Source organism: Nostoc sp. C110, from assembly GCF_043099725.1.
Lineage (GTDB): Bacteria > Cyanobacteriota > Cyanobacteriia > Cyanobacteriales > Nostocaceae > Nostoc > Nostoc muscorum_A.
The window spans coordinates 6,831,980-6,856,485 of record NZ_CP171148.1 but is presented as its reverse complement, the minus strand read 5'-3'; the positions used below and the strand labels follow the sequence as shown (position 1 = coordinate 6,856,485).

The window sequence follows — 24,506 nt, the reverse complement described above, 5'->3', positions numbered from 1 at the left end:
TGGGGGAAAGACCGATGGAAAGTTTGCCACCCTAGTAGGATTTGTGAAAGTGATTTGTCACTTCTACACCATTGCCTACTAAAGGTACAACGGCTAGCATCTCTGCCATAAGTTCCAAATAGCGATCGCCAAGTCTACGAATAGTTGCAGGCAGATAGAAATTGCGAGAGTATTCGATTTCTAAGTGAACAGTGCCATCGGTGATGGAGAAGAAAAACTCTAGTAACGCTGTACGTTTCTGGTCAGGGGAGGACAACCGACTATCTCTATCTTCCTCAATAAACTCAAACAGTTCTAAGGGGGGAGCAGTACGATTTCCTAAGTAGTTAGCTCTGACTGGTGTGAGATTGTTATCGGGATAAACATAATGAGGAAGCTGCTCAGAAATCCAATCGAAAGTTATACCATTCATCGGCAACTCGTTAAATTTGCCTTGGATTTCCTTAGTGGTTTGCTCCCACTTGATGGAACGTCCTACATTAACCCCGACAGGGAAATTCATCGCAAAGTTACCAACACTATTTAAAAACGTGTGCGTGCTATCTAGATTTCTGCCGTGGCTGCGATGGCTAACGACTACCCAAGGCTGTCCACTCCACTCAGCCATCAACCGATACAAGGTAGAAAGTAGCAACGTGTAGACATTACATTTGTAATACTGCTTGGCTTCACGTAACAGAATGTTACTACTGTTTTTGGACAGAGTAAATTTTTCGCTGGCGGCGGAAGCTTCTAAATTAGCTCCCTTTTGATGGTCAAAGGGAACTTGGAAGGTATATTCCTGAGAAGGAAATTGAGATTTCCAATAATCTACATGACTTGTCAAAGCTCCTTGTTGTTCCGCCTGCATCAGCACACGCACATAGTCTATATAAGAAGGTATCGAAGGGAGAGGCTGAGAACTCTGAGTTCTGTTCCCCAGCAAATCGCTGTAGGTCAACCATAAGAGATTAAAAATCACCCCAGTACTCAGCAAATCACCAATGATATGATGTCCAACCAGCGAGATATCGTAGCAGGATTCATTCACCTTGATCGCGATTACTTTCATCAGCGGCCATTGGTTGATTTGAAACTGTTGAGCTATTTCTTGTATCCGGTTGTGGATTTCACTGTCTCGCTGTGCAGATGTAAGATGACTACCATCGTAGAATTCAGCACTCAACTTTTGCTCTGGGGAAATTAACTGTTGCCACCATTGTTGATCTCGTTGCACAAACACAGTCCGTAGAGCAGGATGAGTTTCTAGTACAACATTGAGAGCTTGGTTAAATATCTCTGCGTCTAATGGTTGATGGAAAAGAAAACGTGTGTACCCATTCCATTGATATGGAGGCTCAAAGTATTTCACTAACCAACGTTGAGCAGGGCCTAAAGGTAAGTATTCCTGGGATACTGTTGGCTTTTCTTGGGTGATAGCTGCCAAAATAGCCTTGCGGTCTAGCTTCCCATTGTGGGTTTTAGGTAGACTGGCTAGCCATTCCCATCGGTGAGGAATCATGTAATCAGGCAAGCGTTGAGCCAGGAATTCCTTAATTTGTTGATTATCTACTTGAGAACCAGCCAAGCAAGCTATTAACCGTTTTTGACCATTTTCGTAATCTACAGCTAAAACGGCAGCTTCATTAATCGCAGGATGGCTATTGAGAACACTTTCGATTTCACCCAGTTCTACACGGAAACCACGTATTTTAATTTGGTGGTCAATGCGTCCATGATACTCGAAACTGCCACCGGGCAATTCCATAGCTAAATCGCCGGTTTTGTATAAATATTCCCCTGGAACGTGAGAAAAGGGATTAAGCCGGAATGCGTCTGCTGTGCGTTGTGGATCTTTGAGATAACCTTTAGCCAATTGCACACCGCCAATCCAGAGTTCTCCCATTTTTCCTGGGGCTAATGGCTGCATCTGTTCATCCAAAATTAAGATATACACATTATCTATAGCTTTACCTATAGGAATGCAGATTTCTTGTTCGCCTGGACGTTGACGAATAATGTGTGCGGTGACATCAATGGAAGCTTCAGTGGGGCCATAAAGATTGGCTAAACCAACACTCATGCCATACTTATCAATCCAACGTTGTACAAAAGGTACAGGTAAAGCTTCACCACTAAAGACTAACCAACGCAAATCGGGAAAAGTCCATGATTCTGATTCTAAAGCGTTACAAAATTCTCCAAATAGGGAAGGAACAAAGTGCATGACATTGATTTGGTTGTCTTTAATCCACTGTGCTAAGAGCCAAGGATTTTTGACTGTTTCTGTTTCCACAGAATAAACAGTAGCTCCCACCATCAAAGGCCAAAATATTTCCCATACTGATATATCAAAACAGCAAGATGTTTTTTGGGCAACGCGATCGCCATAACGCAATTGAAAAGCATTCTGCATCCAAACCAGGCGATTCATGTAACCCCGATGGTTGAGCATCACTCCTTTAGGTTTACCTGTAGAACCAGAGGTGTACAGTACTGTCATCAAGTCATCAGGAGTATTAACATTGGCAGGAGCTATGTCTGAACAACGCGCCCAAGTCTTTTTGTTTAACTGTGTCCAAGCTTTACCTTGCTCAAAAATACCCTCATCTAAGAACATCAAAGTATTTAAAGGTAACTGCTCAGTCAGGCATTCTGCTAACTTGTTTGTCAAGCGATCTTCTGTTAGCAAAATTCCGATTTGGGCGTGTTCTAGTATGTACTTAATCCGTTCATGAGGATATATAGGATCTAAAGGAACGTAAGTTCCGCCTGCTTTGAGAATACCGAGAATCCCCACAAACATCAAAGGCCCGCGTCGTGTCATGATCCCCACAAACACGCCTGGTTTAACTCCCTGAGCCTGCAAATAATTAGCCACCTGATTGGAAAGACGGTTCAACTCTGCGTAGGTAATTTGAGTTTCCCCATCCGTCACCGCTATGGCATTGGGAGTACGCTTGGCTTGCTCGATAATTTCCCAGTAAGGAATTTCTTGAGGTTGTTGATTGTTGACAATTGATTGGTTTTGTAAAGAAGATGATTGTTTCTTACCAAGTAGCACAGCCATTTCTTGGAGACTGCGACAAGAAAGCAAGGCTTGACGATTTACTTTGCCTAACCGTTTTTCTAGCCTCGTAACAATGCGGATGAGTTCCAAAGAATCCATTCCCAATTCTGCTTCCAAATCCTTAGCCATATCATTGTCAGTAATCTGGGAATGGCAGATTTCTGCGGCGATTTCTTGCAGAAGCTGGGCTATATTTACATCTGTTTGTGTTTTGGGTAGTGGCTGTGTTAGTTGCTGAGATGGGATTTTTAGTGAGGCTAATTCCTTGATTTGGGTAATGTATTCATGCATCAATTCATCGATAACAGACTCAGGGAAAAAGTTACTGTCGTAGCTAGCGAACAAATGTAAACTGTCGTCAAATATTTCTTGCAAGATATCAATTGTTCCCGCAGCATTAATACCACCTGCGCGATAATCGATTACATCTATGGGACCATATTTGTTTTTAATATTAGTCTGTCCTGTAAATGGACAGTATAAATTTGATTTCAGTATGCGGCGATACATAGGTAACATCCGCTCAGGGATTTTGCCATCTTCTAAAACAATATTGTCTCGGAAAGCGATCGCCATTTGACGAGTTTGGGCGCGGTCATAACCGTTAACCAACCCTTGTTGGATTTCCTGATGAACGCGGTTTAACAGCCGTTGCCAATCTTCATTCGGTGCTGGTAAGTCTAGGCTAATGGACAAATTCTGAGCAAAACTACCCACCACATCAGAAGCATCTATGCCTGGATAAACCCGCCCACTGGTGGGAACTTGAACCATAATCGGTTCGTTTTTAGACTTCTCAAACTTGGCAACAGCCCGCACAAATGCACCCACTAGTAGAGAGTTCAGTGGTAATCGCCATTCACGAGTTTGGGCAATTAGTTGATTAGTGATAGCCTTTCCTAAGGAAAATCTGCGATTATGGAATTTTGGACACAGGGATGTCATGGCATTTCCTGTGGGATTCCATAAATAAGAATCTTTGCCTCGTCGATTTACATACTCGACCAGTGCTTTGTCTTCTTCTGGGTCTTGCCAAGCATTAATTGATTGCACCAATTCGCTGTAATCTTGAACGGTTGTAGGTGGCTGCAAATTAGGTTGTTCACCGCAGATATGAGCGCGGTAGATTTCCATAAATTCGCGTAAGATTACATGACATCCCAGGGCATCAGAAATGAGATGCTCGTTGGCTAACACCAGTTGATAGACTGAATCTTCCAGCCGAAAAACAAAAAATCGATGTAGTGGCCACTCTGTCATTTGCCATTCATAATTGAGGCAGCGATGCAATTCATCATTAATTAGTTGTTCTTGAGCCTCACTATGAAGATGTCTGATATCAGTAACGGGTATATCAGGAGGAGTGGGGTTTTCCATAACTACCATTTCGTAATCCTTGAATCTGGTAGTATCGGGAGGAATGATAAAGCGCGATCGCAGCATCGGATGACGATTCAGCAAGTCTTTCCAAGACTGCCAAGCAACGTTTGAATCAAAATCACCTCGTAAACGGAGAGTGGAAAATAAGCTAATTGAATTTACTACCCAATGACCGAGTAAATGAAAATATTGTCCAGAAAGAATCTCAACCTTCTCTGTTTTCTGCTCCTTTTGATTGATAATACTTGCAGATGGCGAAGAATCAGAATTATCTATTTGGGAAACTAAGCACTTATCAGCTATTTGCACGACATCGCCCAAAGTTTGCAATTGCATCAAATTTTGCAAAGGCAATGTCTCCATAAATCTGGGTTGTATTTCTTGGGGAATTAGTGCAACTAATCCATTCAATAATTCCATCATTTTGATGGAATCTAATCCTAAGTTACCCTCCAAAAACATATCTCGTTCTAATTCTTCTGCATCATGTCCAGTAATTTTGGCAACTAGGGAGAAAATAGGCAATTCTAAGCTCTTAGTACTCATTGCATCCTCTAAAAAAATTAATGTTCGCAATAAAAATTTCCAACATCTTACCTAATTAAGTAAGTATTGTTTTTAAGTCTAGTTATTCATACAAAACTAAATTTGAATGGATAAGAATTACGAGAAAAATTAATCTTCGCTCTTGTTATTTTACTTATCGCCTTGATCTGGGCTATTTATGCAAAAAGTTAGGAGCAATAAAACAAAGGGTTAGCTTTCTTTGTCTATTGCTTCCTAACTAATTTTGGAAGTTTTATTGCTCTGTGGGTGTTAGTGGCCAGTTATTAGCTGTTCTACCACTGATTACAGACCTCTGATGAAACTTTACCCACGAGGGGGTAGAGTTTTTTATACTAATAACTTCAGCCTATTTACCAAATCTCTGCAAATCCTGAGCCAGCTTGATGTAACTTGACTGGCGTTGGCTGTCCGTGAGTGGAGACAATTGTTCCATTGGCAACAGTCGAGTTTGGGCTACTGCTACCGGATGCCTTGGCTGTTGGCTATTGTCCACAATCTTCAAGTCCTCAGCCAGCTTGGCGTAGCTTGAATGGCGTTGACTGTCTGTGAGTGGGGATGGTTGTTTTATGGGCAATAGTCGTGGCTGTTGGCTATTGTCCACAATCTTCAAGTCCTGAGTCAACTTAGCGTAACTTGACTGGCGTTGGCTATCGGTGAGTGGAGATAGTTGTTCTATGGGCAACAGTCGAGTTTGGGCTACTGTTACTGGATGGGTTTCCAAAACTTTGGCATTTGACTGATGCTGATTGTCTGGGCGTGGTGGTAATAATTCAGCCGCAGGTATGGAGGTTGCTTGATTTTCCTGAGTGCTATCAACTAATGATACTCTGTAGGTTTTACGATCGAAAGGATAAGTAGGCAGCAGCACCCGACGTAGACCTTGAGGAAATAAGGGTATGCTATTAAACCTCACCCCTGCTACATAAGACCTGGCCAGACTTGTCAACACACGTCCCACCACTGGTTGTCCTTTATCTAGATATATCCAGACTCCCTGTTCATCCAAACTTGCTAATTGTTCTTTGAGAGCTAATGAATCTCCCAAGTGTAGGTAAACACTTTCTTTGGAGATGACATCTTGGCAGACATCTGCATTTAACTGTTCAGATACTTGCACCAGGGCTACCAGTTGAGCCGTGGAAATTGTGTCAGAATGGCTGAAAATTCCTTGTGAAGTAACTAATGGGCAAGTCCAGGTTGATGCTAACCGTTCTTTTGCGGACACATTATGAGCAATCAGACCTTTTTGTCCTTCTATTTGTAGGAGCAAAGCGATCGCCTGCTCTAATGTCAACATTCCCCGCAGTGTAGCTCCTACTAGGATACCGGTTTTTTCTACTAATAAACTAGTGGGTTGTAATTCCAAAGACATCAACAAGCGTCCCCAAGCGTACTGCACCGCAAATATATGTGCCTGTTCGCTCATCTTATTTAATCCGGCACGCACGCTATTGTAAGCTTCTTGGAATTGGGGGAAACGTTTACCTAAAGTTTCTACTTCTGCAGGAGCGATCGCACTAGTTCCATCTAATATTAAGTGAAACGGTGTTGTGCGCTGGGGGTTAGCTCGACCTGTATATGTATCTGCTGGTGTTTGTGCCAAACAGATAGCCTCCAGATAATTGAGCAGATGTTGGCGGTCATTGACTACTAAAGCCGCCTTGTAAGGTAATTCCTTTTGGGCATTATTCTGAGTAAAGCAGATTTGAGAAGATTCTTGTTCAGGATGATGAATGATGTGTTCGCGTAGTTGTCTAGCTACTTCTTGAAGTGCTTGTTGATTCCGTGCAGTCAGACATAACAAATCAGGAGATGAACTTGTGACCGGGGACTGTAAATTAGCTACTATTGGGGATTCCTCAAGAATAACGTGACAATTCGTGCCACCAAATCCAAATCCATTCACACCTGCACGTAATGGGTTGCCATTTGGCGACCAGGGTATACTCTTACCCGCCACAGCAAAAGGTGTGTCAGCAAAATTGATATGGGGATTAGGCTCCTCAAAACCTACAGTTTGGGGAATTTTGCCGTGCTGCATGGCCAGTACCACTTTGATCAGGCTGACAATCCCGGAAGCAGACAGCAAATGACCAATGGAGGATTTAACCGAACCAATGGTACAGAATCCCTTTTCATCAGTAAAGCTACGGAAAGCTTGTGTCATCCCTTCTACTTCTACTGGATCGCCCAGGAGAGTACCTGTACCGTGGGTTTCAATGTAGGAGATAGTCCGGGGATCTACGCCACAACTGTTGTAAGCTTGGCGGATGGCTTTTGCTTGACCTTTGGGATTGGGAGCGGTTATTCCCTGGGAGTGACCATCATTATTCACTGCGGAACCTTTAATCACAGCATGAATCAAGTCACCATCTGCCAAAGCCTGCTTGAGTGGTTTGATAATTAATACGCCTGCACCTTCTCCTAAAACGATGCCATTAGCACGGCGGTCAAAGGGATAGCAGGTTCCACTGAGGGAAAGAGCCTGTGCCTTACGTAAAAAAGTGAAAGGACTAGGACTGAGATTTAAATTTACCCCACCGACGATTGCCATGCCAGTTTGACCAGAACGCAGACTTTCGCAAGCAATATGTAATGCCACCAGAGAAGAAGAACAAGCTGTGCTAACTGCCATACTTGGCCCCTTGAGGTTCAGGCAATGGCTAACTCGTGCCGCTAATTCGTTGACCTCGTTACCTGCTGCTGACTCAGGGAGAATTTCACTTGGTTGCAGTACTTGTGAGAGGGTATTGAGCAAATGCTGACGATCTTCAGCAGGAAGGTGATCAAACCAAGAACTCTCTTGCAAGCGCTGATGTAATTCCTCGTAATACTGATAATTGGTGAAGTGTTCGATGTAAGTATTTTGTCCACAACCAACAAACACACCGATATTATCTGGGCGATATTTGCCGCCGTAGCCTGCCTGTTGTAAGGCCTGCATAGAAAGCTCTAGGAACAACCTCTGTTGTGGGTCCATTGCCGTAGCTTCCTTGGGAGAGATGCCAAAGAACATCGGGTCAAAGTCGAAGGGACTATCTACAAAGCATCCACGTTTGGATATTTTTGCTTGCGGAGAGTTTCCTTTGGCTTCAAAGTAGTGTTGGTTGAACCAACGGTCTTGAGGCACATCTTGAATGACAGAGCGGCCTGCATTGAGTAAATCCCAGTACTGTTCTAAGTTATCAGCTCCTGGTATTTTACAAGCCATGCCGATGATAGCAATGTCTTGTTCGGGAACGTCTTGGTATTTTTCCTGGGTGGCGACATTTGGGGGCGCTGATTTTTCGGCTTCCGGGCTAGTCGGGGCGTGGTCTGTCGCGCTCGTGCTAGTCTTCACAGAATAACCGTACTTGCTTTGTAAATAATCTACCAGGTCATCTGGTGTTTGATATTCAAACAGTAAAGTCGGAAATAATTCCTCACCCAGAGTTGTCCCTAAATGTTGGACAACTTCTACAGTCCCAACAGAATCTAACCCCATTTCTTGGAAAGTTTTATGTCCTTCCACCTGTGCTTCCGGAATACGTAAATGTTGCAGCAAAACTTCTCGGACAAGCTGTCGCAGATTGCGAGATTTAGTTTGTGGTTGGCTCGTGGAGGATTTTGGTGCTATTTCTGGGGTGGCTTGAGCAATTAAGTCAATGATGTGAATTACACCAGAAGCATCCAAAGATAGAGCCTGAATAAAGGCATTAGCAGCTGGCTCTGGTTCCAGAGGATTTAAACCTTTGGATTTTACCATTAATAAAGTTGATGCTCCTAAAAGAGCGCCCATACCGCGATCGCTCCATAGGGAATAATTCAGAGCCAAGGAGCGTCCTTGACCGCCATGCTGTGTCCGGTAGATGGCATAACTATCGAGAAAAGTGTTGGCTGCGGCATAATCGCCCATGCCGGTTCCCCATTCGGCTTTGGAAGCGGAAACCGAGGACAACAACACAAAATATTTTAGGGGTTCGTTACGGGTAACAGTATCAAGGATGATGGTTCCCTGGACTTTCGGGGCTAAAACTTTGGTGATTGAGGCAGGTTGTTTTTGCAGTAATTTAAAGGTGCTGTGGTCAACTGCACCCGCCGCATGGATGACTCCATCCAGATTACCAAAGCGAGATTTGATATTCTCGATTAATTGCTTCATCCCCAAGGCATCTGTCACATCCACAGCCTGATACATGACTGTAGCTCCGAGTTGCTCTAATTGCTGAATTGCCTGGATACGTTGCTGGGTAGACGCATCATGACTAGCAGATTGCCATTCTTGTTTGGGGGGGAGGGGATGGCGACCGGTTAGCACCAAATTGATCGGTACTTGACGAACCATAGCTAAGGCTATTTCTGTCCCGACAGCACTGGTACCACCAGTAATCAACCAGGTTTCTCCTGCCGACAAAGGTAGAGAATTGTTATCTGTAGGTACATTAATTCTTTCCAGGGTACGACTCAACCGTTGACCATTACGGATAGCAACAATACCTTCACCAGTAGGGGCTGCCTTCATTTCCTGGAACAAAATATCGGCTAATTTTTCAGGTAGATAGACATCCTGGTTAAAATCTACGACTTTTGCTTTAATCTGAGGATTTTCTTGTGCCACCACCTGCGCCAGTACACCTGCCATAGATTGATGTACACCGTGTAGGGAATCATTTGGAGATATTGGATAAGCACCTTGAGTTACCACTAAGAAATTGAGGGGAGATGCTGGGTAATGTTTGACTAGCGCCTGTGTCAAAAACAAAAGACTGTAAACACGTTCATTGAGCAGGCGGTCATTTTCTAGTAATTGTCCTGGGGATGTTGCCCACAAACTGTAGTTCCACAGATGCACGGCTGCGGTGACTGTAACACCGTCTGCTTTGATATTTTTAATTAGCTGTTCGTAGTCTTCAATGGATGCCGGATTAATAGTGAAATATTGTGCTGTTTGCTTAAAGCTCTCCCCTGGGGTGACAAAATATGTCGTGTACTTTTTAGAGTCGAACAGCTTTTCTAAATTTTCTCCTACTTGGTGGCGATCGCTAAAGATCAAAATTGCCCCTGAAGGAATATCTTGAGATTGGCTTGACACCTCTGGAGTCCATTGCCAATTATGAAACCAATTCGATGGTACAGCCAGAGGAATTCTTGGCAAAGCTTTGACTTGGGAAATAGCTGGCAGACTTTTCTCCTGCAAGGAGAGAGGTTTTGAATTCTCCTCTGGTAGGGAAGGGGGCTGGGGGGTTAGGTTTCGCGTTAGGTTTTCCACCCAGTAGCGTTGGCGTTGAAATGGGTAGGTTGGTAGTGCTAGGCGGCGACGCTGATAACCTTGGTCAAATGCAGTCCAATTGATTTTTATACCCCTGATGTACAACTCACTTAAACTAGCAAGCAATTGTGACCAGTCCGGTTGTCCTTTTTTCAGAGAAGTTAGCCAAGTGCCTGTACCTTCTGGCAAGCATCTTTTACCCATGCCTACTAATGTGTTACTCGGCCCCATTTCTACAAAGATTTCATACCCTTGTTCATGTAGCGTCTTGATGCCGGCATAAAATCTTACTCCTTCTCTCAGATGCTGTCGCCAGTAAGTTGCATTGGGAATTTCTTGGTATTTAAATATTTGTCCAGTCAAATTCGAGATTAGGGGAATACGCGGCGCTTGAAACTGCACCGAGCTAGCTATCTGCTCAAAGGGATCGAGGATACTAGCCATTAAAGGGGAGTGGAAAGCGTGAGAAACCTGCAATGGTTGGGCGTTAATTCCTTGAGTTGCCAATTCTTTCAGCACTGCTTGGACAGCTTCTCTGGCTCCAGAAATAACGATATTTTCTGGGCCATTAATCCCGGCAATTGCCACTTGCCCTGTGTAAGCAGCTAGAATGCCGTTCATCCGTGCTTCATTGGTGAACACTGCCGCCATCATGCCATTTTGGGGTAGAGATTGAATTAAACGCCCCCGCTCGGCGATTAATTTCAGCCCATCTTCCAAGCTGAACACTCCAGCAACGCAAGCGGCTACATATTCACCCACACTGTGACCCATGACTGCATCTGGTACAATTCCCCAAGATTTCCATAGTTCAGTGAGTGAGTACTCTAAAGCAAATAGTGCTGGTTGAGTATATGCTGTTTCATTCAAGGGGGAAGCAACATCCGATGTGGGGTAAAGTACTGACAACAAAGGTTGCTGAAGATAGGGACGCAAAATTTCATCGCATCGGTCTAAAGTCTTACGGAACGTCGGCTGGGTTTCGTAAAGTTGCCGTCCCATTTCCACATACTGAGAACCTTGCCCTGTAAACATGAACACTACTTTGGAACGCTTCTTCTGTGCTTGACCACTGACTAACGTGCTGGTCTGCTTTTGGCTAGCAAAAACTGTGAGTTGTTCGCGCAAGCCTGCATTAGATGCAGCGACAACAGCAAGACGGTGTTCAAAATGCGATCGCCCGGTGTTAGCTGTAAAACAAATATCTGCTAAAGATGTTTCTGGATGGGATGTTAAAAAAGATTCATAGCGGCTAGCCATTGCCAGTAGTGCTGCCTCAGTTTTGGCCGATAAACTCAGCAGGTGGAGTGGACGCTCAGTTTTCGGCGGCTCTAATTTCAGTTTTGGTGCTTCTTCGATAATCAGATGGGCATTAGTGCCACTCATACCAAAAGAACTAACCCCAGCCAAGCGTTTCCCGTTGACTGCCGGCCATGGAGTTGGCTTAGTTGGCACAGCAACCGCAAGTTTGTCCCAAGGAATATGAGGACTGGGCTGTTGTAAATGCAGATGTGGCGGTATCTCTGCATTTTGCAAAGCCAGCACCACTTTCATTAAACTGGCAACTCCCGCAGCTGATTCTAAATGACCCAACTGAGTTTTTACGGAACCAATCAGCAAAGGTTGCTCTGGAGAACGTCCTTGACACAACACTGAGCCTAAAGCTCTCACTTCAATGGGATCTCCCAAAGATGTACCTGTACCGTGGGTTTCTACATAACTAATTTGTTCTGGTGCTACCTTAGCGTTGGTGAGTGCCTGATTAATTAATTTCTCTTGAGCTAGCCCATTGGGTACTGTGAGACCACTGCTAGCACCGTCGTGATTAACTGCCGAGCCTCGCACCACAGCCAAGATATTATCATTGTTAGCGATCGCATCTGATAAACGCTTGAGTACAACTATGCCACAGCCTTCTCCACGCACATAACCATCAGCTTTGGCATCAAAAGTCTTACAACGACCATCTGGAGCCAGCGCCCTCATTCTACTCAGACCAATAGAGGCTTCCGGTGCTAATATCAAATTGACTCCACCAGCTAAAGCCATATTGCACTCACCTGAGCGCAAGCTCTGACACGCTAGATGTACCGCTAGCAAAGAAGAAGAACAAGCTGTGTCTAACTGCATCACAGGGCCTTGCAAGCCCAGGACATAAGCTAGGCGACCGATGGCAATACTCCGAGCATTTCCTAAACTGCTGTAAGCATCAATGCGGTTATGATCGCCAGAATATAGGTTAAATCGGGAATAATCTTCCATAAAGAGTCCCATAAAGACTCCCGTCTGGCTGCCGTTTAATTCCTCTGGGGATTGTCCGGCGTTTTCGACGGCTTCCCAGCCTACCTCCAAAAGTAACCGATGTTGGGGGTCCATGCTGGCTGCTTCTAGAGGGGAAAGTCCAAAGAAATGAGGATCAAATTGATCTACCTGTTTAATAAAGCCACCATAGCGGGTGTAAATTTTCCCCAGAGTGTTGGGATTTGCATTGTAATACTCATCTACGTCCCATCTGTCAGCCGGAACTTCAGTGATAGTGTCTACCCCATTGTGGAGTAATTCCCAGAATTTCTCAGGGTAGTCGGCTCCTCCAGGAAAGCGACAGTTCATCCCAATAATGGCGATTGGTTCTGTCTTGGCGTTCTCCACTGCGTCCAACTTGGCACGCATTTCTTTTAAGGCTAAAACTGAACGTTGTAATGGAGATAATTGGTTGATGTCTGAAGTGTTACTCATTTTAAGAAATTGCGTAATTAATAGACAAAGAAATTGAGTCTGAAACCAGACTCATTTAGCTGTGTAAATAAATAGATGAATGTCTTTTGTAGACTTATCAGAGTTAAGCAGGTGATTTACGCAAGTTCATAAGTAATTACTTCAGACACCAAGTAAAGCCTCTAATTCTTGGTCAACTAATGCTGCTAATTCGTCTTCAGAATATTGCTGAATATCTATTAACAAATTAGTTTGCACTTCAGTCTCTATTTGCGGCTCCACCACAACTGGCTCTGGTACATTCAAGGAAATTACATTGTTGAGCAGATATTCAGCCAAGGATTCAATTGTGGGATATTCAAAGGTCAAAGTCGAAGGCAGAGAATTTCCTAAGCTGGTTTCTAGTCGGTTCTTCAACTCGATGGACATGAGAGAGTCCATCCCCATATCGAAAAAGCCCTGTTGAGGATTTGGTTGATAAGCTGCTTCAAACCTGAGAACTTGGGCAACCTCAGTTTGAATGTAAGCAATCAAAACATTCTGGCGATCGCTAGCAATAGTTTCCTCTAATTGACGCAGAAGTTCAAGTTGTTTGGCTGATTGTGCAGAATTTGTTTGTGGCTGGGTTTGGGGAGCTAAATCGGAAATTAACGGTGCTGCACCTCCTGGTGGAAATTGCTGGAGGAATTTCGCCCAATTAACTGACATCACGCCAACTTGGGTGGCATCTTGTCTCAATAAATCTCCCAGTAGTTGCATTCCTAATTCTGAGGACATGGTAGCAAAACCACTCTCAGCTATGCGCTTTTGGCTACGACTATCTAAATCTGCTGCCATCCCAACTTCTGCCCAAGGCCCCCAGTTAATGCTCAAACCTGGCAAACCCAAACCTCGACGATAATGAACTAAGGCATCCATGAAGGCATTAGCGGCTGCATAGTTTCCTTGGCTGGGTGAACCAAGTAATGAGGCGACCGAGGAGAAGCAGACAAAGAAATCTAAAGGTAGGTCTTTGGTCAATGTGTGCAGGTTCCATGCCCCTTGCACCTTGGGAGCAAGCACTTTCGCAAAGCGGCTCCAATTTTGTTGCAGTAATACCCCGTCATCTAAGACACCAGCCGCGTGAAAAATACCCCGTAGAGGTGGATAGTTAGTTTTGATTCCCTCTAACACCTGAGCCACATCTTCAGAGTTAGACACATCTGCTGTGACAACTAGAACTTTTGCCCCTGCTTGCTGTAGTTGATTGATAGCTACTTGAGTATCACCAACCACTCCACGCCTGCTAGTTAAAACTAAGTTTTTAGCTCCTTGTGCTACCATCCACTGGGCGACTTGTAGCCCTAGCGCCCCTAGACCACCCGTAATCAAATAAGTCCCATCTTCACCAATTGCCAGTTGATTCGACGGGGTTTGAGCTTGGCGACGCACTAACCGCGAGACTTTCCGCACTCCTTGACGAAATGCCACTTCGTCTTCTTGGTCTGGGAAGCACAACTCTGCTAATAATTCTTCAATTTCGTTCCCATTACCAACTGGGTCTAAATCCAACCGCACACATGATAATTCTGGATGTTCTAAGGGAATAACACGTCCCAAGCCCCACAAAGCAGCCTGAGTTATGGCTAAAGCATCGGACATTGGCTCTACTGGCTGGGTTCCTCTGGTGACTAACCACAGACGGGGAGACTTAGACCAAGTTGATTTTGCCAAGGCTTGAACCAAATGCAGCACATTACCACAGCCAGTATTTAAAGTCTCCAGCGTCTCCTCCAGCCCCCACAGGTATACTACCCCACGGCAAGGAAGTTGGTTATTACCTAAGCTTGCTTGAATTAACCTCTGAAAATCTTGTGGTTCTGAGGGATTGATGTAGTAATGTTGTGCATCAGCTTGATATTCAGCACCGGGAGAAACTAAGATAGTGCGATCGCCACGTTCTTTGAGTAGTTTTGCTAACTTAACCGCCGTTCCTTGTTGGTCAGCAAATATCAGCCAACTTCCTTCTTGTGCCTGTGCCAATTGATAATTTTGCTCACGAGGTTTTGATTGCCAAGCTACTTCATACAGCCAATCACCTAAATCTTTTTGCAGACTTTGCAGCAAAGTTGCCCGACGAACTTTCCTCACTTCAAAACCGATGATTTCGGCGATTAACTGCCCATTTTGGTCGAACAGATGTACGTCACCAATTAAGCTTTGCTGATTAGATGTTGGTGTTTTCTGACCATGACACCATAGTTGATGACCAGGATGGGAACGACCATAGAATCTAAAGCTACCGATGCTAAAAGGAATGTACATATAGTCATTCTCGACTTGCTCGGCAGGATTAACATCCCAGCAAACGTTGAGTAGTTGCAAGCATGAATCAATTAATCCCGGATAAAGTTGATAGTTATCGAGTTCGTCTGGTAATTGGGGCAGTTTCATTTGACATACAGCTTCTCCATCCTGATGCCAAATATTTTCTAGCCATTGAAATGAAGTTCCCCAACTGTAGCCAACTGCTTGAAAACTAGAGTAAAATTGCGTTCCCGATAAAACTTGAGAACATCTAGCCTTGACTTCTGCTACATCTACGAAATTGGGTACTGGCGAGAACAGCCGGACTTTTCCTGTGCCATGTGTTTTCCAAGAGTTAACCTCGTTTTCTGCTTCTCCACCTAAAAAACTAATAATTTGAAAGGAAGTCTCTTCTGTTGTTTGGGGTGTCAAAACTAACTGAACTGTTGTACTGCCCTCATCTGGGCAAACCAGCGTATTTTGAAACAACAAATCTTCGATGATGCAAGATTCATTGGGGAAAGCCTCCTTAACTGCGGATAGAAGCATCGAGATATAAGATGCACCAGGAACTATTCTGACTTCGTTTAATTGATGATCCTCTAGATAAGCAGGCGAATTGGGGCTAAATTGGGTTTCAAAGCGAATTTCTGGAGAAAATGGTAATTTTAGCCTTTGACCAAGTACAGGGTGGAGGGTTTTGCTAGCCTTGGTGGGTAAAGTCTGTTGGCGATGAGATGTCTCAACCCAGTAACGCTGGCGCTGGAAGGGATAATTTGGCAGCACTAGGCGACGACGGGGATAATCTTGATCAAAGCCAGACCAGTTGATTGATGCCCCACGCAAGTATAATTCCTGCAAGCTTTGAAGTAGCTGTTGCCAATCCGACTGTCCTGAGCGCAAACTAGGGAGCCAAACTCCTACTCCTTCGGGGAGACACTTACGGCCCATTCCCAGTAAAATTGGTTTTGGCCCGACCTCTAGAAAAATTTCACAACCTTGCTGCTCAAGGGTTTCCATCCCAGCAGTAAATCTCACTGAGTGGCGCAAATGTCTTACCCAGTATTCCGCATTGGTGATTTCTGTGGTCACTACTGTGCCGGTAACATTAGAAATCAGTTTGATATTAGGTGATGAAAAGCTGACTTCTGAGGCAATGCGCGCAAATTCCGCTAACACTGGTTCCATTAAAGGAGAATGGAAGGCATGGGAAACGTTTAACTTGACACTATTAACGCCTTCGCCTTGGAGAGTAGACACCACTGCTGCGACTGCTTGATGTTGTCCTGAAATAACGACACTTTCCGGGCCGTTAATGGCAGCAATCGATACTTGATCGGCATAAGGTTGAATAGCTGCCAATACTCGCGCTTGGGAGGCGAATATATTGACCATTGCCCCATCTTGAGGTAGCGACTGCATGAGGCGAGCGCGGGCAGCAACCAATTTTAGGCCATCTTCCAGACTAAAAACTCCAGCTATACAAGCGGCAACATATTCACCCAAGCTATGACCCATAACTACTGTAGGTTCTATGCCCCAAGACTTCCATAACTGGGAGACTGCATACTCTAGGGCAAATAAAGCTGGTTGGGTGTAGGCGGTCTCATTCAGAGGGCTAGTCCCAGATTCAGGATAGAGAATTGATAATAAAGGTTGTTCTAAATAAGGACGGAGAATTTCATCACAACGATCTAAAGTTTGCTGGAATGTCGGTTGGGTTTCGTAGAGTTCTCGCCCCATACCTATATACTGAGAACCCTGTCCGGTAAATAAAAAGGCAATTTTCGGGCGCTTTTTGTTGTGTAATTGTCCACTCACGGCTGGAGTTTTACCTGCTGTAAAAGCCGCCAATTGTTGACATAAGTCCTGAATAGATTCAGCGACAACAGCCAAACGATGGTCAAAATGCGATCGCCCTGTATTCGCGCTGAAACAAATATCTGCTATATTTGCTTTGCTATCACCTGCCAAAAAAGATTCGTAGCGGCTGACAAGTGACTGTAGTGCTGATTCAGTTTTCGCCGATAAACTCAAAAGATGAAGCGGACGCTCAATTAATTTTGAATTTTGAATTTTAAATTTTGAATTGTTATCTGGTGCTGCTTCCAAAATCAGATGGACATTTGTACCACTCATGCCAAAGGAACTGACTCCTGCCAAGCGTCGCCCGTCTGCTGCTTCTGGCCACTTGGTGGGCTGAATCGGAACCACAACCGGCAATTTTTCCCAAGGAATATAGGGATTAGGTTGTTGAAAATGTAAATGTGGTGGTATCTCTGCGTGCTGGAGAGCTAACACAACTTTCATTAACCCGGCAACTCCGGCGGCTGATTCCAAATGACCAACCTGAGTTTTTACCGAACCGATAGTTAGGGGATTGTCTTGGGAGCGACCTTGACCTAATACTGCTCCCAAGGCTAACACTTCAATGGGATCGCCTAAAGGTGTACCAGTCCCGTGAGTTTCCACATATTGAATCTGATGGGCTTGGACGTTGGCATTTTCTAAGGCTTTGCGAAGTAATTTTTCTTGAGCAGAACCATTTGGGGCTGTCAGACCATTACTAGAGCCATCATGGTTGTATGCTGAACCCTGAATCAATGCCAGGATAGGATCGCCATCAGCTAAAGCATCGGATAAACGTTTGAGTACTACTATGCCACATCCTTCTCCGCGTCCGTAACCATCGGCGCTGGCATCAAAAGTTTTACAGCGACCATCGGTAGATAAGGCTTTTAATTTACATAGACCAATGGAAGGATCTGGTGAGAGAATCAGGTTGACACCGCCAGCTAAAGCCATATTGCATTCTTGAGAACGGAGGCTTTGACAAGCTAGATGCACCCCTAACAGCGAAGACGAGCAAGCTGTATCTAACTGCATGGTAGCTCCTTGCAGACCCAAGACGTAAGCCAAACGCCCAGCCGCCATACTTCTGAGAATACTTAAAGTATTGTAGGCATCAATTTGAGTGCGATCGCCATAAAAGCTCAGTTGTGAGTAGTCGTCCATAGATAGCCCGACGAATACCCCTGTAGGACTGCCATTTAACTTTTCTGGTGCTTGTCCAGCATTTTCTAGCGCTTCCCAGCTTACTTCCAAAAGTAGCCTCTGTTGAGGGTCGAGGCTGACGGCTTCGCGGGGAGAGATACCAAAGAACTGAGCATCGAACTTGTCTACCTCATTTAAAAAACCGCCGTGCTGGGTGTACATTTTCCCCAATACATCGGGGTCTGGATGATAAAACTCATCTACTGGCCATCTTTGTGCAGGAATTTTGCTAATGGCATCTACTCCATTATGTAATAGATTCCAGTAATCCTCTGGGTTATTGACACCCCCAGGTAAACGGCAAGACATCCCAATAATAGCGATGGGTTCTTTCTGTAATTGCTCAACAGTATCAACTTCAGACCGCATCCGCCGCAATTCTAAAATGGCATTTTCTAGTAACAAGCGGTAATTTATGTTCTCTGAATTAGGACTCATACTAATCTCCTTTGTTTAACTGTGGCAATTTCTCTGGTTAGTAATTCAGCTATTTCCGCGTCTGAGAGTGCTTTTAAGTCTGCTGATTCGGCCAGTTCTGCTTTGTTGGTAAGCAATTCTACAGACACCACCAGACTTTCTGTGTGCAAATTAGACTCTGGCTTTGTCTTGGCTAATTCTGTCGATTGGGGAATTTTTTGACTGGCTAGGTGACGTGCTAAAGATTCGATGGTGGAGAAGTTCCAGACTATAGTTGCTTCTAAGGGATATCCCAACCATTCACTCAATTCTTGGGCTAACTTGACAGCCCTAACGGAATCCAATCCATAATCCGCAAATGATTTACTTTGGTCGACTGACTGGGCTGCTACTGCCAATTTTCTCACGACCCAATCCATAATCCAGTTTTCGATCAATTCGGCAGTTTGGTAAGAGACATTTACCGACGCAGATGTCTGAGTTTTGCTAACCACAGTACTATGGGAAGGTGCAGCAGAATTTTCTTGCCTTAGTAGCCGCTTGAGTATTTTGCCAGTCGGGTTCTTGGGGATCGAGGAGACAAATTCGACGGCACTAGGAACTTTATATTTAGCCAGTTTCTGGTAACAGAATGCAATTATTTCTTCTTCTGTAACTACTTGGTCTGGTTTGAGGACAACACTAGCTTTCACCTGTTCACCTAGTATTGAATCTGGTACACCGTAGACAGCTACCTCTGCAATACCTGGATGCTGGTAAATAACATTTTCAACTTCGGCTGGGTATACTTTTAATCCACCGTTGTTGATCATATCTTTGAGGCGGTCAACGATGTAAAAGTAGCCCAATTCATCTATTTGACCAATGTCACCGGTGTGAAACCATCCGTTCTTAATGGCTTTGGCAGTTTCAGCCGGGCGATTCCAGTAACCTAGCATGACATTGACACCGCGAATAACGATTTCGCCGAGTTCACCAGGGGCAACTTCGCAACCATCATCGAGGCTGACAATCTTCATCTCGACATTTTCAATTGGTGAACCAATAGAACCCAGTTTGTACCTCAATTCGTGGTTATAACTAGCTAATGGTGATGTTTCTGTAAGACCATACCCTTGGTTGATGACTTTACCAAACTTGTCTTGCCAACGTTTGGCAATTTCTACAGGCAAACCTGCGGCCGCAGAGAAGTAATAACGCACTGAATCCAAATCGCGGATAGATGCTTTATCGCATAAAAGAATAAAAGTAGTGGGAACACCAAAAAAGATTGTAATATTATATTCGCTTATAGTTGTCAGTACCGTTTCTGGGTCGAACGATCGCTGTAAAACGATAGTTGCACAGGTATTAAGTCCACTATTGAGAACTGCATTCTGCCCGAAACAGTGGAACATCGGTAAAAATAGTAAAATTTGATCATTAGGGCGCATTTCGCAACAGTGATTCATGGAGTGCATATTGGAAATCACATTGCCATGAGATAAAGTAGCGCCTTTAGGGAAACCTGTTGTACCAGAAGTATAAAGAATCGCCGCCGGATCATCACGTTCCATCTCCACAGCACGGGCGCTAGACGAAGCATTTGCCATGAATTCACTCAATGCGATCGCGTCAGCTGCTTTCCCCTCAGCAATTAAGATGTGCTTGAGGTGCGGTAAATCCTGCTTGGGCAATTTTTCTCGCAGCGTTTCTGTGGTTACGAGTACAACTGCTCCACAGTCATTGAGAATAAACTTGAGTTCATCGCTTTGCAGACTTGGGTTAATGGAAACTGCGATCGCCCCAATCTTGAGAATCCCCAGATAGGAAATAACAAATTCAGGAATGTTTGGTAATAATAATGCTATGCGATCGCCACGCTCAATCCCTAACCCCAGTAAAGCATTGGCAAAGCGATTTGCCATTTCATTCAGTTTTCTATAAGTAAAATATAAGCCTTCAAAAATAAGCGCTGGTTTGTTAGGAAAAAGGCAGCAACCACGCTCTACATTTTGTGAAATATTCATAAAAGTTGTTGCAATATTTAAGTTGTAGCTCTTGTTGTACTTATCGCCTTGATGTAGAGAATTTATGCAATAAGTGGATGAAATTAGTAAACAGTCAACAGTTCAATTGACTGCCGACTGTTCACTATTGACTAATAACTGTTAACAGATATCTTGAACTGCTTTCACAATCAAACCACCAGCCGCAATATCAGCAGAAATCCGGGCAATATGCTCATCCAAACCTTGCTCATTATCATTCCAAATATATGGGCGATCTGAACTTGGTTTTTGTCCAACTACATGGCGGACTGCTGAATACAACCGCTCAGTTGCAGGTGATAGACAGACGCGTGCATCGTAATGACCAGTCTTTTTATATGTGCGGAGGTCAACAGCTTGGACTCCAAACATGAGAGCGATCGCCATATAATTCTGGAATATATCGACAGAACGGCGGGCTAGAGTCGCTGAAGTGTATCCTTGACTGTTGATGTTCTGATTAAATTGTTCCGCATGGGTAGGAAAGCGATCGGCGATGGAATTTCCATAGAAGGTCAACAGTGGCATAATTGAGTTACCGCATATTTGCAGACCTTTTAGTCCCATATTGACTTTACGTTCTCGGTTGCCAAGTAAAGATGGTGGTAGTCCATTGCTAAACTCCGGTGAGGCGAGGAGGGCAATCTGCACATCCAAATGTTTAGCCATTAGCCCAATGTAGTAACGCAGGTGATCCATTCCCACACCCACGTACTGTCCGAGAAAATTGCCTCCATGATAGCTAGCTTGGTTATTCACATCAATCAGTGGGTTATCAGTCACTGAGTTGATTTCGATTTCAATTTGTTTGGCAATCTGGGAAATCCCATCAACAATGGGCCCCAAATACTGGGGAAGGCATCGCAGTGAGTAACGATCCTGAATTAATTCGTGATCACGATAATCGTGTTTACCATCTAACTCATCACGGACTAACTGGGAATTTGCTAGCAAAGAAATCATCTGATCTGCTGCCCATAATTGACCAGGATGTGGTTTGGAATTATGGATAAATGGATGGAATGATTGATTGGTTCCGTTTAAAGCTTGGATATCTAGAGCGTGAACGCCCATAGCGATCGCAGTTAAAATTTGAGTATCGTAGACGCAGTTTGCCGCAATACCTGTCATTACTGAAGTGCCGTTCATCATCGCCAAGCCTTCCTTCGGCAACAATGTCAGGGGTGACAAATTCAGCTGACTTAGGGCTGTCGGTGCATCCATCTCTTTACCGTTGAAGTCAACCTTAAAACTGGGATCTAAGCCTATCAGTGAACCAGTAATGTAGGATAGTGGCACTAAATCACCACTTGCACCAATTGAGCCAAACTCATACACATACGGTGTAACACCAGCGTTGAGAAAAGTTTCCATGCGCTTGATAAGTTCTAATCTGATGCCAGATGCACCATGCATATGAGAGTTTGCACGCAATAGCATAGCTGCGCGCACATCAGCCAAGGGTAATTTGTTACCTGCACCTGTTTTAAGGAACCAAACTAAGTTGGTTTGGAGTTCAGATGCTTGTTCACGGGATATGGCAACATTGGCCATACCGCCAAAGCCAGATGTTACTCCGTAAATTGGTTCCCCAGATTCAACAGCATTATTAATGTAATCACAAGATGCGTGAATATTCTGCAAAACGTCTGCGTTATCGGTTAAAGACACTAAGGCACCATTGCGTGCTACCCTTGCAACATCATTGATTGTGAGTTTCTGATTACCAATAATTACATTGCCAGAGGAATTTCCAGTGAAAGAAAATTGTTGAGGTAAGGTTTTGCTTTGTGCTTGAGATAGTGTCTTCATACAGGGATTATGTTTAACTTGTAGTAGGTATTGCAATTAACTTAACTTTTGTTTTTTGCTGAGAGTATTTGACATAACATTTCAGCAAATACAAATTGATGTTTAGCTGCCATCAGTGTTTTAACGAAGCAGTCATTCTCCATAATTGAAACTTTCGAGAATAATTTTTGGAGAAGCTCACGTAAGAATTAACCAAAAAAAATTAGCCATTTGTTTCAATTTGTTTGCTCATATATTGATGACAGAGATTCCATTTGTTGTGCTTTGAAATTACAACATGAGAGAATAAAACTTGTCATCGTTTGTTCTGTAATTGAACTGTTATATATTTAACTGGAGTAAGTAAAAGATTTATGCAACTATTCCATAAATTTGACTTTATTTATTTTACTTACCTGCGATCGCATATATTAAAAGCCTTATGTGGAATATGTTTCGTCTATTTCGGTCTCTATAAGACTAATACAGCACGGTGTAAACAGCACAAAAATTTAAAATCCGTGAAAATACTGCTATATGAGCTTTTCACAGATTTTAAATATTTAGATATTTTCTTACTCGAAAATGCCTAACAACATAGCTCAATCAAATCAAGCCATATCCGAAAGCGAAAGTGCCATTCACTATAATCTGAGTTGGCTCAGGAACATTTGGTTATAGATCAATTATGACGCTTCCAGCAAGGGATAATATGCCATTAGCACCAGTGAATCTTTCCTCTTCACCAGTGATATTAACGAGTTAAGCAATTCGGAACGGAAATTTTTTATTCTGTCTGCCCACATAAAACAAAAACACGGCAAAGATGATTATTGTCAAGCTAAATATGTAACCATCACCAAAAACTTTGATGGCTAAGGATGAAGCAATAGGCCCAGCAGTACATCCGAAACTATATATAGCTGTGAACAAAGCACTTCCAGAAGATAGTTCATTTCTAGAAAGTTTTGCTCCAATTAATGCCATTGCCAAGGGAAAAATCGGGCTGATACTAGCTCCAGCAATAAATGCAAATATCTGGGTAGCAGTGGAGTCTTGAATCAATGAAAGAGATAAAAACGACAATATTACGATAGACACGCTCATAAAAAGAACTTTGAGTCTGCCGAATTTGTCTGCTATGTGAGTAACTGGAACAGTAGAGAGCAAGCCGCCAACTACAAATACAGCAAAGGTATAGCCGATCTGCTCTATATTGTAATTTTGTCGTAGCAGATAAACAGGATATAAAGAAACTAGCGTTGATTCGGCAAAACCATAGGCAAATGCGCCCTGAAGAGGAAGTTTCAGCTTGTTGAAAATTCCGGAACGTGAAGATTGTTGAAAAACAACTGCTTTATCTGGTAGAGCTATCCATACCACAATTACGCCGCTAAAAATTAAAGCACTACCCAACAAAAATGACAGTTTTGGTGAAACATTATACAAAGCAGAACCAATTACTGGGCCAATACCAAATCCAAAAGTAAAAGCTAGAGCATTCAAACCATTGACGATCGCTCGATTACCTTCATGACAAAAGTGATTCAATGCAGTGTTTCCACTGACTAGATATAAACAACAAGCAATGCCCATAACAGCACGTATAATAAACCACAAAGGCATTGATGTAGTCATAGTGAACAAAGGAGCGCTAATACCCATCATTGTCAAGCCAAGCATCATAGTTTTACGAAGCCCCAACTTGGGTAATACTTTTACTACGAACGGTGTTCCCAAAGCTATGACTAGAAAATACACCGTAGAATTTGCTCCTATCCATAAATCATCAACTTGATGTTGCGCCATTAATGTTGAGATAAAGGGATTAAATAGCCCTATAGAAATACCAGACAAAAAAGCTATGCTATACAAAGCTGGTAATCCAGTAGAAAACGGGGAATTTGATTTTGTCGAGATCAATTCTGTCATAAAACTTGAGGATAATTGATAAATTACGTGGTTTGAG

Annotated in this window: 6 protein-coding genes; all 6 read right to left on the bottom strand. The window is 43.6% G+C overall.

Going from position 1 to position 24,506, the window contains the following annotated elements; genetic code table 11:
• Positions 1–31: 31 nt before the first annotated feature.
• Complete coding sequence (locus tag ACFFRD_RS34435) at positions 32–4,975, bottom strand: amino acid adenylation domain-containing protein (protein WP_392480356.1); 4,944 nt, start codon at positions 4,973–4,975, stop codon at positions 32–34.
• 367 nt (positions 4,976–5,342) lie between these two features.
• Entirely contained in the window at positions 5,343–12,980 is a 7,638-nt protein-coding gene (locus ACFFRD_RS34430) for an SDR family NAD(P)-dependent oxidoreductase (RefSeq protein ID WP_392480353.1), read from the bottom strand.
• Positions 12,981–13,121: 141 nt separating this feature from the next.
• A complete protein-coding gene (locus ACFFRD_RS34425) occupies positions 13,122–18,737 on the bottom strand; it encodes a type I polyketide synthase (RefSeq protein ID WP_392480351.1) in 5,616 nt (1,871 codons plus the stop codon).
• The gene (locus ACFFRD_RS34420; protein WP_392480350.1) at positions 18,734–20,725 is read right to left on the bottom strand and encodes a long-chain-fatty-acid--CoA ligase; all 1,992 of its coding nucleotides are present in this window, start codon (positions 20,723–20,725) and stop codon (positions 18,734–18,736) included. The genes ACFFRD_RS34425 and ACFFRD_RS34420 overlap by 4 nt, the downstream gene beginning before the upstream one ends.
• A 141-nt stretch (positions 20,726–20,866) precedes the next feature.
• On the bottom strand, positions 20,867–22,558 hold the full coding sequence (gene hutH, locus ACFFRD_RS34415) for a histidine ammonia-lyase (protein WP_392480348.1): 1,692 nt from the start codon (positions 22,556–22,558) through the stop codon (positions 20,867–20,869).
• 741 nt (positions 22,559–23,299) lie between these two features.
• A complete protein-coding gene (locus ACFFRD_RS34410) occupies positions 23,300–24,469 on the bottom strand; it encodes an MFS transporter (RefSeq protein WP_163928591.1) in 1,170 nt (389 codons plus the stop codon).
• Positions 24,470–24,506 lie beyond the last annotated feature (37 nt).